Source organism: Priestia sp. TRM10 (assembly GCF_057808375.1).
In genome coordinates this window covers 951,552-968,675 of record NZ_JBJZOT010000013.1, presented here as the reverse complement: position 1 = coordinate 968,675, position 17,124 = coordinate 951,552, and the positions used below count along the sequence as shown (strand labels likewise).

Annotated in this window: 16 protein-coding genes; all 16 read right to left on the bottom strand. The window is 36.6% G+C overall.

Going from position 1 to position 17,124, the window contains the following annotated elements; all coding sequences use genetic code 11:
- Positions 1–14: 14 nt before the first annotated feature.
- The 16 genes from ACK3CR_RS16035 to ACK3CR_RS15960 all read right to left on the bottom strand — a co-directional run bounded on the left by ACK3CR_RS16035 (position 15) and on the right by ACK3CR_RS15960 (position 17,078).
- Positions 15–1,949: an ABC transporter permease gene (locus ACK3CR_RS16035; protein ID WP_488975746.1), complete on the bottom strand. Its 1,935-nt coding sequence runs from the start codon at positions 1,947–1,949 to the stop codon at positions 15–17.
- A complete protein-coding gene (locus ACK3CR_RS16030; protein WP_243510495.1) occupies positions 1,950–2,705 on the bottom strand; it encodes an ABC transporter ATP-binding protein in 756 nt (251 codons plus the stop codon). It lies immediately after the preceding gene.
- A 137-nt stretch (positions 2,706–2,842) separates the two neighbouring features.
- Positions 2,843–4,273 carry a phospholipase D-like domain-containing protein gene (locus ACK3CR_RS16025; protein ID WP_488975745.1) on the bottom strand — a complete coding sequence of 477 codons (1,431 nt, stop codon included), beginning with the start codon at positions 4,271–4,273 and terminating at the stop codon, positions 2,843–2,845.
- A 147-nt stretch (positions 4,274–4,420) separates the two neighbouring features.
- Positions 4,421–4,843, bottom strand: coding sequence for a BclA C-terminal domain-containing protein (locus ACK3CR_RS16020; RefSeq protein WP_480380759.1), 423 nt, complete (start codon positions 4,841–4,843; stop codon positions 4,421–4,423).
- A 210-nt stretch (positions 4,844–5,053) separates the two neighbouring features.
- A complete protein-coding gene (locus ACK3CR_RS16015) occupies positions 5,054–5,584 on the bottom strand; it encodes a (2Fe-2S)-binding protein (RefSeq protein ID WP_480380760.1) in 531 nt (176 codons plus the stop codon).
- Entirely contained in the window at positions 5,581–7,833 is a 2,253-nt protein-coding gene (gene pucD / locus ACK3CR_RS16010) for a xanthine dehydrogenase subunit D (RefSeq protein ID WP_488975744.1), read from the bottom strand. Before pucD ends, ACK3CR_RS16015 begins: the two co-directional genes overlap by 4 nt.
- Positions 7,833–8,726 (bottom strand): FAD binding domain-containing protein, encoded by an 894-nt coding sequence (locus ACK3CR_RS16005; RefSeq protein WP_488975743.1) that lies wholly within the window; start codon positions 8,724–8,726, stop codon positions 7,833–7,835. Before ACK3CR_RS16005 ends, pucD begins: the two co-directional genes overlap by 1 nt.
- Positions 8,723–9,319: a nucleotidyltransferase family protein gene (locus ACK3CR_RS16000; RefSeq protein ID WP_243510525.1), complete on the bottom strand. Its 597-nt coding sequence runs from the start codon at positions 9,317–9,319 to the stop codon at positions 8,723–8,725. Before ACK3CR_RS16000 ends, ACK3CR_RS16005 begins: the two co-directional genes overlap by 4 nt.
- Positions 9,316–10,353 carry an XdhC family protein gene (locus tag ACK3CR_RS15995; RefSeq protein WP_243510528.1) on the bottom strand — a complete coding sequence of 346 codons (1,038 nt, stop codon included), beginning with the start codon at positions 10,351–10,353 and terminating at the stop codon, positions 9,316–9,318. The genes ACK3CR_RS16000 and ACK3CR_RS15995 overlap by 4 nt, the downstream gene beginning before the upstream one ends.
- Positions 10,354–10,596: 243 nt before the next feature.
- The gene (locus ACK3CR_RS15990; protein WP_243510531.1) at positions 10,597–11,511 is read right to left on the bottom strand and encodes a PfkB family carbohydrate kinase; all 915 of its coding nucleotides are present in this window, start codon (positions 11,509–11,511) and stop codon (positions 10,597–10,599) included.
- Entirely contained in the window at positions 11,492–12,880 is a 1,389-nt protein-coding gene (locus ACK3CR_RS15985) for a purine-cytosine permease family protein (RefSeq protein WP_243510541.1), read from the bottom strand. Before ACK3CR_RS15985 ends, ACK3CR_RS15990 begins: the two co-directional genes overlap by 20 nt.
- A gap of 11 nt (positions 12,881–12,891) precedes the next feature.
- Positions 12,892–13,899 (bottom strand): ADP-ribosylglycohydrolase family protein, encoded by a 1,008-nt coding sequence (locus ACK3CR_RS15980; protein WP_243510545.1) that lies wholly within the window; start codon positions 13,897–13,899, stop codon positions 12,892–12,894.
- A 422-nt stretch (positions 13,900–14,321) separates the two neighbouring features.
- Positions 14,322–14,648 (bottom strand): DMT family transporter, encoded by a 327-nt coding sequence (locus ACK3CR_RS15975; protein ID WP_061805143.1) that lies wholly within the window; start codon positions 14,646–14,648, stop codon positions 14,322–14,324.
- Positions 14,649–14,803: 155 nt separating this feature from the next.
- Positions 14,804–15,694, bottom strand: coding sequence for a UTP--glucose-1-phosphate uridylyltransferase GalU (galU, locus tag ACK3CR_RS15970; RefSeq protein WP_328124775.1), 891 nt, complete (start codon positions 15,692–15,694; stop codon positions 14,804–14,806).
- Between the two features lie 33 nt (positions 15,695–15,727).
- Positions 15,728–16,114, bottom strand: a complete 387-nt coding sequence (locus ACK3CR_RS15965) for a GtrA family protein (RefSeq protein WP_488975742.1) — start codon at positions 16,112–16,114, stop codon at positions 15,728–15,730.
- Complete coding sequence (locus tag ACK3CR_RS15960) at positions 16,107–17,078, bottom strand: glycosyltransferase family 2 protein (protein WP_410914741.1); 972 nt, start codon at positions 17,076–17,078, stop codon at positions 16,107–16,109. Before ACK3CR_RS15960 ends, ACK3CR_RS15965 begins: the two co-directional genes overlap by 8 nt.
- Positions 17,079–17,124 lie beyond the last annotated feature (46 nt).

Genomic DNA, 17,124 nt, shown 5'->3' with positions numbered 1-17,124 from the left:
ATTTGTCTCCTTTTTTATTCATTTGTTTTCATTACAATTTTGTAATACGAATTTACAGTTAAAATGTAATACAACACATATATGAAAGTATATACACTTATGCATATAATAACTGGCACAACTAGATTTGTTTGTAATAACTTTGATAAAGCGGTTAAAGCTACACTACAATGAGCAATCCCTATAATTAAAGGAAGCGTAAATATAAATGCCTGCTGTTTCGCTATTGTTTTCTTAATTTGTCTTTTATCTACACCAATTTTATATAAAACAACGTAGCGACTTCTATCTGCATTTGCTTCTGCTAATTGTTTGAAATAAATAATACTTCCTGTCGCAGCAAGAAATACTAGTCCTAAAAAACCTCCCATAAATATCATCAAGCCCGCAGCCTCTAGTCCTGAAGCATAATCTTCATAGAAGCTTGAGAATTGTGCATTATCAGCAAGAACAGCGTTAATATTTTCCGTAAGTTGTTTTGCGTGATCTTCGTTTGTGATTTCATAAACTTCCATGTTTACTTGTTTCTCATTTTTTGCTAACTGCGCAAACATATTATCGCTTACAACAACGGTTGCTCCCGCTGTATACGTGTTTAAAACATTATACTTTTTCAATTTTGTAAACGTAATTTCCCTCACTTGCTCATTTCCTTTTAAAGAAACGGTTGAGCCTACATATTTAGGTGTTATCCCTTCAAAATAGGCCGGCTCTAATACAGCTGCTTCATCTCCTTTTAAAGAGAGCTTATCTTTCCTTTTTTGCTCTTTTGCTAACTCATTGAAATCCGCAGATGAAATTACAGTGTACATCATTGTATTAAAAGGCAGTGTATTCTTTAAATCTGTAATATCTCCTTTTAGCTCAAGCGTTGAAATTTGTTTATGATACACTACTTTATGATCTTTATTTTTATGGATTAAATCTTGAACGATTTTTTCCTTACTTTCATCTTCATCCCTAAACATCATACTGTTCGGGTCATTGATTTCTACGTTGCTTTTATTGTTGTAATAAAAACTGTATGCTGTTCCAACGGCTGTTAAGGTTGTTGCACTAAGTATTGCAATGATCGTCAGCATACGAGCATTTCCTTTTATTCGATATAGAAGCTGAGAAACACCAATGAGATTACTTCCCCGCCAAGTATAGCTTTTATTTTTCTTAACAAGCTTTAGTACATAAAGAGATAGTGTATTAAATAAAAGATACGAACCTAGTATAACCGTTACTAGGATAACGAGAGGAGTCATCATAAACCCTATTGTTTTCCAAACTTCTGATTGCAATAAGTTTTGAAGAGCAAGCCAATAACCAATTCCAATGAGTATAAGCGATAAAAGTGCGATGAAAAGAGATGCTTTTGGCTCTTTCTCTCCTTCTTGATCTGCACGGAAAAGTTCAATAAGTTGAAAACGATAAACTAGACGATAGCCTTGAAAAGAAGCAATAAGCGTTATAATAAGAAATACAGTAACTGTGTTTATCACAGCGCTAAAAGAAATCCCAAAACTCCCAAGCACTTCGTATCCCATAATACTCATTAAAAGAGACACAAAAAATCTAGATAGAAGTGCTCCAAGTAAAATCCCTACAAATAGAGCGCCTATTCCCATAATGAAATTCTCATAAAAGAGCATGCGACCAATCTGTTTTTTACGCACACCAAGTAGCGCATATAATCCAACTTCTTTTTTTCGCTTTCTCGTAAAAAAAGTATTGGAATACCAAATAAAAATCGCTACAAAAATGATTAAAATAACAGATGCCCCATTAAAAGCAGAGCTGATTTTTGGTGAAGAATCAGAAGTTGCTTGAATGGTTTTATCGTATTTTAACGAAATAAACGTAAAATAGATAACAATACTAAAAATAAGAGATGTAAAATACAAAAAATAATTTTTGAAATTTTTCCTCATATTTTTTCTAGCAATACTAAAAAGGCTCATCTATACTCCACCTCCAATGGAAGCAAGAACATGTAGAATTTGCTCAAAGAAACCTTGGCGATCTTTTTCACCTTTATAAATTTCAGCAGCAATGCTGCCATCCTTAATAAACAATACACGTTTGCAAAAACTTGCTGCAAAAGCGTCGTGTGTAACCATCATAATCGTTGCTTCTCTTTCTCTATTTAATTTCGTTAAGCTTTCTAACAAACTTTTCGCAGATTTAGAGTCAAGGGCTCCTGTTGGTTCATCCGCTAATACTAAAGCAGGATTTGCAATAATCGCTCGCGCTGCTGCTGTACGCTGTTTCTGCCCCCCTGATATATGGTAAGGGTATTTATCGAGAAGGTCACTAATGCCGAACGTTTTAGCAATATCGTTCACCCGTTTTTCAATTTCTTCTGCTGAGACTTTTGCTAGGGCAAGAGGCAGAAGAATATTTTCTTTTACCGTTAATGTGTCAAGAAGGTTATAGTCTTGAAAAATAAAGCCGAGTTTGTCTCTTCTAAAGTCCGAAAGCTCCTTTTCTTTCATTTTGACGATGTTTTGTTCTGAGATCATAACCTCTCCAGCTGTTGGGGTATCAATGGTTGAAAAAATATTTAGTAATGTTGACTTCCCTGCACCAGAGGGCCCCATAATGCCGATAAATTCTCCTTCTTGAATTTCTAGATTAATGTCTTCTAATGCTCTATATACATTTCCTTTAGTTCCAAATACCTTTTGAATGTTTCTTGCTTTTAAAATGGTTTTCATTTGTGTTCCCCCTTGACTAAGCTACAAGAACGATTATAGATGCCGAACCTTACATCATTTTAATGTAAACCTTACATAAACCTTAAAAAAACCCTTATCAAAGCTGATAAGGGTTTTAAGCATTTATACTATGTGAGTTAAATAAGTTCTTTCCATAACACGGTCATTTTAGAAAGTATACGAAGGAATGTAGATTTTAAAAAAGGTGCTTTTTGTTTCTCTTCATAAGGTTTTCGTACATACTGTTGGTCTTTCGCTATAAGCGCACTATGCTCTACTTTATCATCAATAGCTTTCGTTAACTCAGATGCAAATGACTCACTATCAATAATAAGAACAGATTCTGTATTCAAGAAAACTGAACGTGAATCAATATTAAAAGACCCAACAACGCTCAAGCTTTGATCATAAACAATGGACTTTCCATGTATAGAATGTGGTCCACCGTATTCATAAAGCGTAGATCCTGTTTGAACAATATGATCTCTTGATGCCATATATCCCGCAAAAGCAAGAGCATTCGGTGTAGAAATTAACGAATTAGTAAGAACCGTTGTCTCTAGCTTTTCATTTCTTTTACGAGGCAGATATTTTTCCATGTTTTTAGTTGGAACAATATAAGGACTCTGAATAACCATAGAAGTATGAGCTTGTTTTCCGAGTGAGATTAAACTCTCCCAAACAACAGGTGTTTTATGAAACCGTTCGATTGGATTATGAATAAAAGCAACTTTATGAGCAGGCACTGTTGATGTTTTCCACTGAAAAAGTGGACTCACAAATTCATTTTGAATTTCCTTTGCTTTTTGATATTTATTTTTCAAACGATCTCTCACGCGTTCTCCCTTTTCTTGTTCACTTTTAGAAAGGTTTTGGAAAATAGTCTTTGTATAGGGATGCTTCCACAGTTCATTCATATAGTTTTTCATTGGAATAATAACGCTATCTTTGCGCTGTGTTTCATTAAATACTATCGTATCCCGATCATAAACAAAATCATCAGAAGGGGTCTTCGCCAAGTACTTGTCTCCTATATTTCTCCCTCCAATAATGGCTAAATCCTCATCTGCCATCATTATTTTGTCATGAAGGCGATTATTCCAAGTCCATGGCTTTAATAGTGTAAATGGCTCATAGTATTTTAGCTGGATATTCGGATGTGAAGCTAAAGCATATCGAACATCACTTCTTTTTCCTCGTAGATTATGGCAAATACCGTCCAAAAGCACGCGTACACGTACACCTCGGTCTGCTGCTTGAAACAACGCTCCTAAAACGAAATCAGTAGATTCTCCTTTTCCAATGGAATAATAGGCAATGTCAATTGAATTCCTTGCTTCTTGAATCATCTTTATTCGAGCAATTCCTGAGTTATAGCCGTCTTCAAGAAGCAGTACTCGGTCATCTTTAGAATGCTGATCTTTCCAAACATGAGCTGTACTTCTACTAGCTTCATCCATTTTTTCAATAGGAAGATAAAATAAAACAACTGCTGTTACTACAGCGTATGTAACATATAAAAATAAAACAAACGCTAGTCCTTTCACTATGCTTTTTGCTTTCATCATTTTTCATCTCTTTATGTTTCAATTTCTTCTTATAATTTATAAAAAAGCACTGTTTTATACGATAAATTTCTTCCTTCTTTTTTTGTCAGAATAGAGGCACATGCTAAAAAGACCTTCTTTAACTCAAGCAAGGTTTTCTTCATTCTCCTATTGAATTCTTATTACGTTGAGAGAAGCTCCGATTGTTCCTCCACCAGATATTAGAGTAGCCGTTAATAAAATGCTGCTAAAAAGCTGAAGAGAAAGTGTACTCCCTGCTGTAAGCGGCGTAATACAATCTCTGTAAAATGTCGCATTACTAACAGCCGGAACTAAGATTGTACCTGGGATAGGCGTCCCATTTGCTGTTACCCTTGCTCCAGTTCCAATACCAAGGCCAACTGTTGTATTAATTTGATACGTAATATAATAGCGACCTGTTTCAGGAACAGTGAAAACTGTATCATTTGCACTTACGATAAAGCTTCCTAAACTTTGGTTGTTCGGAAGGCGAATATTTGTTGATCCACCTAAGGCAACAACAATCACAGATCCAAGCGTGTTTGAAGTAAACATTCCACTTGTTGTCACACTATTACCTGGTGGGCCCGTCGCTCCCGTTACTCCCGTCGCTCCTTCCTCCCCACAGTTGCCTAGAGGTCCACAAAAATTTATCCCTGACGCCTGTCTTCCTCCTTCACTTCGTACATTGATTCATCTTTTATAATTTATTCAACTTAGTGAAGGACGAAACGGCATTTAACCTCCTAAAAAATGAAAGAATATAGTGAAGTGATTACGCTATAATTCTATCTTTGATTGAGAATCAAGCGTTCGTTTGATGCTATCAACGGCTCTGTAAATTCCTCCGTACCCTGTACAGCGACAAAGATTTCCAGACAAGCCTTCTTTAATTTCGCAATCTGTTGGGCTTTCGTTTTCTTGAAACAAATATTTAGTGGCCATAATCATTCCTGATGTACAATATCCACACTGAAATCCACCTTCATTTAAAAAAGCTTTTTGACAAACATCTAAGTCCCCTTTTGTTAATCCTTCAATTGTAGTAATGTGCGCATTTTTAACTTGATAAGAGAGCAACAAACACGAATTCACTAAATTCCCATCTATTAAAACCAAACATGCCCCACATCTACCAATTCCACACGAAACTTTTGTACCTGTTAAAGAGAGATCATCTCGTAAAATATCGACAAGTCTTTTTGTTGGAGAGACAGTGATTGTAAATTCTTCATCGTTCACAGAAAAAGTAAGCTTTAATTTTTCTCGTTCTTCTTTCAAATGATGCTTTTCTAGTTTTTCATAGCTCATTTTTTCGCTCCTTCCTCAAGATGATCTAATATATTTTCAGGTTGAAGAGGAAGTTTATTTACAAAGCACTTAGTAGCATCATAAACAGCTGCTGCAATAGCAGGAGCAACAGCAATTGTTCCGATTTCTCCAACGCCTCTAGGACCATAGCTATCTTCTTTATAGAGCGTCTCAATTTTGCTTATGTTCATTTGAAGAGGCAAATCTGAAATACTTGGAATAAGGTATGTGTCAATATTATCTCTTGTATATAACCCACTACATATATGTGAATCTTCCATTAGAGAATAACCAAGAGCCATAGCCGCTCCTCCTTCAATTTGCCCTTGATAACCTCGTTCGCTTATAACAGGTCCTGCCGCGATAGCATGGTCCATTTGTGACACTTTCACCATTCCTGTTATAACGTCTACTTCAACTTCAACTGCAACAGCCCCGAACGCGTATAGAAAATGACCTCCAACAACAGCATCAGGAGTTGTTGGAAAATGAAAATGAGTTTCTACACAAGGGAGTTTGTGAGAAAAAACGTGCTTAGCCACTTCTTTGTATGTTAGGCAAAGGTTATATTCACGCTCGTCTTGTTTATACCATATCCCTCCTCCTCCTAATAAAAGGCAGTCAGTCGGCAAATTGAGAAACTGAGAAACTCCTTGTAGTAATTGAGCTTTAAATTCTCCTTTCATTCTTTGGATTGCTTGCCATACCATACTTGTGCCTCTTGATGCAGTTGAAGATCCAGAAGAAGGAACATATTTAGTATCGCCAATCACAATTTTCAAATCTTTTGGAGCACATCCAAGCTCCTCTGTTGTAATATTTTCAATGACAGATAGCAATCCTTGCCCACATTCTTCAAATCCAAAAGATATTTCAATTTCTCCATCTTTCGTTAAAGAAAGTCGCCCACCAGCTGCATCAAGCCGTCCAAACCCTAACCCACCACCATGCATTGTTATAGCTGTTCCTACTCCAATTAGCTTTCCTTCTTTTCTCCTTCTCTCTTTTTGTAAAATAGGAGATTTTCCAATAGCACAAAGCACATCTCGCGCTCCATCTGTTGGCGCAATTTTCTGACCTAAAGGGCCTGGGTCAAACGTTTCTCTAAGATTCTGAGCTCGAATTTGAAGAGGTTCTATCTTAAGCTCCTCAGCTAAACGATCCATTTGACCTTCAAGTGCAAACGTAATTTGATTTCCTCCAAACCCTCGAAACTCCCCTGCTACACCATTATTAGTAAAAACAGAAACTCCTTTTGTTTTAACATGTGGAATAAGATAAGGACCTATAGCATGTTCAACTGCAAAATCCAATACTGCTGGCCCTAATGTTGCATATGCTCCTGTATCTGCTATAATATTTGTCTCTTGAGCAAGCACTTTTCCTTTTCTTGTTGCACCTGTTTTCATCCTAATTTTCATTGGATGACGTTTTATACTTGAACGAATAGATTCCCGTCTAGTTTGATGAATTTTCACAGGTTGCTGCGTTTTCAGGGCAAGAATGGCTCCATATTGCTGCACATTGAGCTCATCCTTCCCTCCAAAAGAGCCGCCCATTGGACTTGAAACTACTCTTATATCCTGTTCGGGAATGGCAAGAATGCGAGCAAGCTGAAAACGATCTTTATAACCATGCTGTGTTCCCATGTAAGCCGTAATTTTTCCATCCTCTTCTGGAACAACAACTCCTCCTTCTGTTTCCATATAAAGATGAGCTTGCCGAGGCAGTTTATATGTTTCTTCAATAATTACGTCACAGTTTGCAAATCCTTCTTCAACATCTCCTTTTTCATACTGTGCTTGATATAAAACATTGCCATTTGGATGAAGTTTCACAGCATTTTTCTCTAAGGCTTGTTCTGGACTAGAAATGATAGGAAGCTCTTCATAACATACTTCAATAATCTCTAACGCCTGTTCGGCTATCCTTTCACTTTCAGCCGCTACTGCTGCAATAGCATCTCCTATATAGCGAACTCGCTCTTCACAAAAAACAGGTTGATCAGGAAAAACAATTCCAAATCGATTCATTCCCTTCACATCTTTACTTGTTACAACCGCTTTTACTCCTGCTAATTCTTCAGCTTTTTTCGTACAAATTGAGAGGATATTTGCATGAGGATACTTACTTCTGAGTACTTTTCCGTACAGCATATTTGGAAAAGTTAAGTCTGTTAAATATTTAAGTTCTCCTGTTACTTTCTCTTTTCCATCAGGACGAACTCTGTCTTTTACCGTTTCGTTCATTAAAGCCCCTCCTCTTTCGTCTTCCCGCCAAATAAAATTTTGTATACTTTTTCTTCAATAATGTTATAAGCAAGCTTTTGGCGATATGTTCCAGAAGCAATAGCATCTGTATAAGGGCGAAATTCTTTTTTTATCTTTTCTTTTAATAACCTGAAATCTTCTCTTTTTTTGATATTTTTTTTAATCCAGTCTTCACAATCAAAAAGGCGTTTTGTCTCATTGTTTGCATAGCCTGTTACAAGACGAACTTCCTTTATTTCTTCCTTATCTTTTTCAATATAGCCAGCAACTGTTAGCGTTGAAAGTGTAAAAGCTTCCCTGCCGCCTACTTTTTGATAAAAGGTGAATTCATATTGCTTTTTAAGATAAATGGCCGTTACTATTTCTTCATAGATACGATTAAGCTTCCGCTCCTCTAACCATTTCACGATTTTCTTTCGTTCATAACCTTTTAGTGTAAACACTTCAATTTCTGCATCAATTGCAACCAAAAGAGGAAGAAGATCCCCATAAACACCAGCTATGTTTCCTCCAATTGTTCCTCTGTTCCGAACAGAAACACAGCCTATTTCTCTAAGAGCTTCTTGTAAGAATGGAGCGTACTTTTTAATAAGGGCATTTTTAAGACAATGTGAGAGCGTTGAGAGAGCACCTAGTCTAATAGAAAGTTCTTTTTCTTTACATTCCGTAATACCTGTAAGTTCTGTTATGTTTTCTAAACTAATTAAATGCTTCGGCATCTCTCCGCTTTTTTCCCATTGAATTTGAAGGAGGGTGCCCCCTGCAATAAATTCTGCTTTTAGTCCTAGCTTTCTCTTCATATCCAGAGCTTCTGTAATTGTATTTGGTATCCAAACATATGGCGTGCTTGTCATTGCTTCGTTAATCATCATTTTCTCCTTTCCTCAAAAACATGTTCATATGCTTCTTTTGTATCAATATCATAGAGCCACTTCTTTTCCTTATAAGAAAGAAAAAGACCATCACTTCTGTGTTTCAAGATCTTCCTAGCTCCTATATCTCCTTCTAAACTTAAAAGAAGAGGAAACATACTAGCCGCAAATAAGATAGGAGGCGCCATCGTTCCTTGAAAACGAGGGGCAATAAAGGAAAGGAACGGTTGCTTAGAGTAGGTAAACATTAGATCATTAACCATTGTAGACGTTACAAAAGGCTGATCTGCCAGAAGAACAACAACTGCATTTGCTTGTTGATATATTGCTTCTTGCACACCACTCTTTAATGAATATGCCTGCCCTTTTTCAGCTCTTATACAAGAAACGAAGTGAACTCTTTTATCACTTTTGTTCATCCAAAAAAGATCATCATTTGGACGGTGAACAACGATAATGGTATGAAGTTGAGATAAAAGAGCATGTGAAAGAGATGTATTCCCGATGGTAGAGGTTTGAAAAGGTAAAGATAATTTATCTACTCCCATTCTCTTGCTGGAACCTGCAGCTAGAAAGATTCCTGCTATTTTCATGCTGATGTACGGCTTTCTCGCACTGCTAAACGCTGTTGCTGAACAAGCTGCGCCACAATACTAACCGCAATTTCTTCAGGTCCTTCTGCTCCTATTGAGAGACCAACTGGACTGTATATATAAGGAGGAACTTCTCTTCCCTCAAAGAGCCGCTTCGTTCTATTTCTAGATCCTAGTACTCCTACATACTGAAGCTGTTTCTTTTCTAGAAGAGATAAAATTTCTTGGTCACGTTGAAAATTATGGGTGAGGATGACAACAAAGTCTTTAGACTGAATAGTCATTTTATTGATTACTTCATGTGGAAAAGAGACAATGAGCTCATCTGCAAGAGGAAACGCTTCTCTGTGACAGTAACTTCTTCTCCAATCTGTTACTGTCACAGAAAAACCGGTTTGAGCTGCAAGTCTTGCAAGGGGGATAGCATCTTCTCCACCTCCAAATAATAGAAGTCTTGGTTTTGGATAAAAACAGTGAACATATACATATGAGGCATGTTCGTTAAAAAATGCCACACCACTCTTTTCTTTTCCATATAACATCAATTTTTTTACATTTGGAGAAACTGCTCCTTCCCACTCTCCGAAAACATATTCATCTTCTGAAATGAACAGATAGTGAGAAACTCTTAAATCATGCGTAATTTTCTTTACAATGGTTACAGTTTTGCCGTGTTTTAAAAATTCTCCAAGCATTAGTAAATGCTTACGCAGTTTTTCATCTATTCCTTGAACAAGCACGTGAATGATTCCATTACATCCCGCTCCAGTCCCCCATAGCAAGTCGTCTTCACTCTTCATGTTAAATGTAAAAGTAGCCGATTTTGATGTTCCAAAGAAGTCTGTTGCACGTTGAAATAAATCTTCTTCCAAACAGCCTGCACTTAAAACACCTGCTTTTTCTCCATTTTCCAATAAGAGCATTGATGTTCCTTCTTTGCGATATGATGATCCTTCTACTTCGATAATAGTAGCTAAAACAGCTTTTGGTTTAGAACATTTCAACAAAGTTAGAATGTCATATATATTCTCCATCCCTCTTTCTCCTCTCCTTCCTGTTTCTTTTTAAAAAAGTAAGGTATGTCATATATTCTTACAAAAAAAGCAATTCCCTTAGTAATCTTTTGTAAATAATAAACGATTTTCCAAATTCAAACCTCACAATTGTCATATCTTTTAACACTACTTCTTGCTTTTTGGAAAAAATGTGATGTGTATTGTTTTTCTTTAGCAGAAATCACTAAAAAAAGAGACGATGCGAAATTCGCATCATCTCTTTTATAAAACAAGTTTACTACCTGATTGCTGTACAACAAGCCTTGCAATACCATTTCCAACTGCACACGCTTCTCTTAACGATAAATTGACAGCAAGACCTGCAATAAAACAAGCAAGGTGGGAATCACCTGCACCGATTGTATCAACGACAAGAGCAGGCTCTGATGGAATAAGGTCACTTTCTTCTTCTGTGTAAAAGAACGTTCCTTCAGCACCTAATGTAATAATTACAGGTTCACCCGTTTTATCAAAAATAGCACGTGCTCCATCTTCAACAGAGCTTTCACTTGTTAGGCAAAGAAGTTCTGCCTTATTCGAATGAACAATTGTTCCTTTTGTCAAAACCTTTTTTATAACGCTTTCATCAATAAATTTGATTCTTGGACTTGGATCAAAAATTAGCTTGGCTTCTTTTTTCCGTTTTTCAAGCGCTTTTGTAACGATATAACCTGAAGGACCTTCTAATTCGTATCCTGATATATAAATATAGTCGTATGTTTCAATTTCAATAACTTGAAACCATTCTTCTCTCCACTGTGTTTCAATTCCTGGTATACTTATAAATGTTCGTTCTCCACCTTCTTCAACAATGCACAAACTCCAGCCGTTGTCATATGGTTCTTCAATAAGAAGCGGATATTCTTCTTTCAGAAGCTCCTCTCTAATGATCTTTGCACAAATCCCCTCTCCAACAGGGATAAGTAAGTCATGTGGAATACAAAGCTGTTTTAACACACTTGATACATTATAAGCACAACCACCAACCGTCACTTGATCCGCTCTTCCAAAAATATCTTGACCGCTTTTAGGAAGCTCTGCTACTTTAATGATTACATCAATAATAGCTGCACCGAGAATAAGTACTTTTCCTTTCGGTCCAGGCTCGTTCGTGTCTTCATTTTGCCATTTTTCCACTTTCTACACCTCTACTCTTTGAAGATTGCACATTTACTAAAACAGCTTGTACAACTCCACTCACAATAAATGCTAATAATACACCTAAACTGCTATCCTTAAAAATCCCTCTTGCAAATGGCCCAGTAAAAAATGACGTATTTGTAAACGCCAGACCTGCCGCAATTCCAATCAACCAACTTAAAAGTCCCGCTGGATTTATTACCTCTGCCTTGTTGCTCAACAGTTTTTCATCATACCCAAATTTCCTCCGAACAAGAGCAAAATCAACGAGAAACGTAGCTCCCCAAGAAGCTAACCCAATTCCGACTAACCCTAAGAAAATCTGAAAATCTCCTAGAAAATTTTGAGAGAAAAACAAAACATACACAGGAAGAGCAATAATAATGATAGCATGGATAAAAATCGCTGTGGAGTCTTTCACATGAATGTCTAACGTCTGTAAATTTGTACGCGCTGATTTTAAACTTAAAATACATTGCGGAATTAACCCACCTAAAGCTGTAAGAAAATAAAGAGCCGTCATCCAAGATGGAAGAGCTTGACTAATTACATTAATTGGATTATCCGCTGTTCCTAATGATGGAACGGACGTTGTCATTAAAATCCCAGCGCTCATAATAATAAATAACGGAAAAAAAGCTCCTAAAGTTACGCTCATAACAACGGATTGAGAAGAAGTTTTAGGATGTTGATAACGACTATAATCAGCGCCAGCCCCTACCCATCCAATGCCAGTGCCTGCAATAATAATAGAAACAGCAGGAAGAAAAGACGTTAACCAATCCCCGTTATTTATTTGAAACAAAGCTTGCCAGTTTGTTTTCGGGATAAGTAAGGCTATTACAAAAAGAGTTAACAAACCAAAAACGTATGTAAAAATGGTTTGAGCTTTTACAAGTACCTTTTGACTAAATAAATTTGAAAGTAAAACAAGAAGAGAAAAAGCAAAAAGGCTGACAACGGTTAGCAACGATGTTGTATTTAAACCCCAAACATTAAGTAATGACAACAATGTTAAAGTGCCTGTAATAACATTAACAGCAAGCCAACCAACAAAACTCATCCAGACCATCAACGTTGGAAAATAGTTTCCTTTTCTTCCGAAAGCTGCTCGAGATAACGTGAGCATATTTGCTCCCGTATTTTTACCCGAAATACTTGTTAATCCAACAAGGATAAAAGATAGCGATCCAAGCATAGCCGCAAGCAGCGATTGAAAAAAGCTAAGGCCAAACCCGACAATCATTGTGCCGTATACAACACCTAAAATTCCAATATTACTTGCAAACCAAATAAAAAAGAGTTCCTTTGGTTTTCCCGACCGCTCAGAAGGTGACAAAAAAATAGATGAAGATGGTTTACTCATTTTCCTCCCCCTTAATAATGAAATCTTCGATATTTCACAAGGTGTTCAGCATAGTAAGTAAAATCGACTCCATTGCTTCTGTTAATCGTCTCAATCCATTCTGGTAAAATTCCTGTAATTCCTACCTTCGCTCCGCATATTGCTGTTGCCATAGCTCCAATAGTATCCGTATCTCCTCCTAAATTGGCACACATGATACTACATTTATGAACATCCTTTGTATAATACGCCAAAGCTAAAGCTGTCGGCACGGATTCACACGTTAATGTCCCCGCTCCGATAATGTGATAAAGGTGATCGGCAAAAGCGTCTTCTTCATTCTTAAATTTCTCTGCATATTGCAAACAAAGATCAAGTCTTGCTTTTAATGATGGACTAAAAGTTTCTGTCCCATATAAGCTAAGCGAACAACTATAAGTATCTTTTACCTTTTGGATGATCTCCTCCCAACTGCAATCTTCAAATGCGGCGCTAACAGCCATCGCAACCATTGCTGCTCCACTAATAGCAACATCTGACCCATGCGTTACTCGACTAACTTCATAAACATACCTCACAATTTCTTCCATGTAATTAGATGGAATGAGACATCCGATAGGAGCAATTCGCATTGCTGCTCCGTTTGTTTCAGCTTTCGCTGTAACAGTAGAAGCATTTCCCCCTGTCCGAATCGTTTGTAACGCTATTTTTGAACTCGGGCCAAGAATATTGTGTTCAAAAGCTTGATTTTGTTCAGCCCACTCAATAAGATGATCGGCAATTACTGTTGTTGATGGAATAAAATTCCGCTCAATTAAAGCATCTAAAATAGCGATGCTTTGGGCTGTATCATCTGTGTATTGTCCGCTTTTATAATAGCGTGCAGCTTCGTTTTCTTGTGGTCCTGAGATAAACGTATCAATTTTACCAAAGTGTTGTTTAATTCTCCTTCTACTCCAGAGTTCCCCAGGCATTCCCATTGCATCGCCAATTGCTAAACCATATAGCGCTCCTAATGTTTTATCCATTAATATGTCCACTACCAGTTCCCCCATGTTTGTCACTCATTTTATTGCTACATTATCTTCGTTATTTTTCTACCATCAAAAGTCATTTCTCTTTCCCACCTACTTAAATTAGACAATTATTTTATATCCCCTGCTTTTTTGCCAAATTATCTTAATTTTCTACTTTTTATGTAAAAAATTATAATATTCAGAAATTACTTTTTTTATTATCCTTTATAAATTCATTAAAAATTAAATTAAAGTTGAACTTTTTATCTTTTAAATAAAAAAGAGTTTTGATAGAAAGAAAAAAGGGAAGTATATTTTTGCGTGTTTTACACACGCTATATATGTCACCCGCTCCCCATATTATTCGCTTGTTGCGGGACACTTAACCAGGTCGGCGGGGTTGTCGGGTGACTAAAAAACGCTTAAGCCACTAAGCTTAAGCGTTTTTAATGTGGTGCAGCTTTCATATTTAAAACGATAACCCCACCAATAATCATGATAATTCCTATTACACTATATATGCTTATATTTTCTTTCCAAATCATAATGCCAACAAGAGCGGTAAGAGCCGTACCAACGCCAGACCAAATAGCATAAGCCATACTTAATGGTATGTTTTGAAGAGATAGAGAAAGAAAATAAAAAGCAGCTCCTATGCCAGCAACGGCTCCTATACTTGGGATAAGCTTCGTAAATCCTGCTGACGATTTAAGCATAGAGCTACCGATAATTTCTAAAATAATAGCTAGAGCTAAATAGAAATAAGGTTGCACAATCATCACCTCATTCATCTTTCCTATAACATTTTTCCGAAGAAAATCGTACCATATGTGAGCAAGACTACGCTAGTGTTTTTATTAAAAATTGGTGTTGTTCACAAAAAAAGCACGAAGTTGTTAAAAAATCCAACAACTTTGTGCTTTTTACATTAGGATGTATGATGAAGTTCACTTTTTTCGACCAGCTTTTTAAGCTCTTTCAACATTGGTTCGCGAAGCTCCTTATCTTCTAAAGCGAAAGAAATGTTTGTTAAAAGAAAACTGAGCGGCTCGCCTGCATCATATCTTTGACCTTCAAATTGATAAGCAAAAACAGCTTGTAACTCATTCATCGCTTCAATAGCATCTGTGAGCTGAATTTCGCCTCCTTTTCCTTCTTTCTGTTTCTCTAAGTAAGTAAAAATTTCTGGCGTAAAAACATAGCGACCAATAATAGCTAAATTTGAAGGAGCTTCTTCAGGTTGCGGTTTTTCAACAAACGAATCTACTCGATAAAGGCGGTGTTCTTTCTCAGCCGGATCTATTACTCCGTACCTGCTGATCTCTTCGGTTGGGACAGGCTGAACGCCAACAACTGAACACTCTTTTTTCTCATATTGCTTAATGAGCTGTTTCAAGCAAGGTTCTTCAGAGTAAGTTAAATCATCTCCAAGAAGGACCGCAAATGGCTCATCTCCAATAAAAGTGCGAGCACAAGAAATAGCATGCCCAAGACCTTTTGGTTCTTTTTGACGAACATAATGAATATTAGCTAAGTTTGAAACATGTTGAATAGCATTAAGCTGTTCTTCTTTTCCTTGCTCACTTAAATGTCTCTCGAGCTCAGCATCATAATCAAAATGATTTTCAATTGCTTGTTTTCCTTTTCCGGTCACAATTATAATATCTTCAATTCCCGATTTCAGCGCTTCTTCTACAATAATTTGAATTGTCGGTTTGTTGACAATCGGCAACATTTCCTTTGGAATTGATTTTGTAACAGGTAAAAAACGAGTACCTAACCCTGCTGCTGGAATAACGGCTTTTCTTACTTTCTTCATCTTTTTCTCCTCCATTTTATTTGATTTCTTTTTCTATCCATTTTGTGCTTTAAATACCCATGCTTTCGTTCCTATAAAGTTAATCCCCAAACCGATGATGGTAGCTCCCACCTTGCTGATTAAAAGAGACCATCCTAATTGCTCTGAAAATAAAAGTAAACATTTCATTGTTATTAAAAGCGTTAGCATGTTGATGAGAACAAAACGGAATAGTTCACTTCTTTGAGCTTTAGATGATTGTTTAAACGTCCATTTCCGATTTAGGATATAGCTGTTAAAAAGCCCGCAACTATAAGAAATTACTTGGGAAAGAACAGCTGGCATACCCCCAAAAACGAGAAGGGTAAAAACGAGAAAATCAATCATCGTATTAGAAGCTCCCACAATGCAAAATTTGAGAAACGTTCTTCCTTTATTCATGAATCATTTGCTTCTCTTTCTTTAAAGACGTTTCTGTACCATATATGTCACGTACAATATATAAAGGTCGACCTTTTGATTCATCATAGATGCGTCCGATATATTCTCCAATTACGCCAAGAAGAATGAGCACAACCCCACTAAAAAATAGCTGAATAATCACAAGTGAAGCCCAACCTGTGACAGTGCTTTCTGTAAAGAATTTCAAATATAAAACATACAGCATGTAAACAAATCCTGCTCCTGAAAAAAGAGAACCCGCATACGTTGCTAATTTCAATGGTTTATAAGAGAACGATGTAATTCCATCAAGAGATAACTTTAACATTTTTTTAAGTGGATACTTTGTTTCCCCTGCAGCTCGCTCATCACGTTCATATTCAACAGCCGTTTGATGAAAACCAACCCAGCTAACAAGTCCCCGAACAAATCGGTTCTTTTCTTGAAGACCTTTCATTTGCTCACATACTTTACGATCAATAAGTCTAAAGTCTCCTGTGTCAATAGGAATGTCAATGTCTGTCATAGAGCGGAGTGTTCTATAAAACATTGCTGCTGTTTGCTTTTTAAAAAAGGTTTCTCCTTTTCGCTTTGTTCTTTTCGCATATACAACTTCATACCCTTGTTTCCATTTGTCAATCATGTCGAGGATAAGTTCTGGAGGATCTTGCAAATCTGCATCAATTACAACAACTGCCTCTCCTTTTGCATAATCCATTCCTGCTGTAATCGCAATTTGATGACCAAAATTTCTTGAAAAATCAATTAGTTTAATAGATGAATCACGCAAGCTAATCTCTTTCAAAATTTCTACCGTCTTATCTTGACTTCCGTCATTTACAAATAAAAGCTCGTATTTTTCTTTTGTAGAATGCATTACATTACTTAAACGTTCGTACGTTGTTTCAATAACTTCTTCTTCATTATAAACAGGAATAATAATCGAATATTTTATATGTTCCATCTCATTTATAACCTCCTATGAATAGAATTTGTAAAAGGAGAAACGT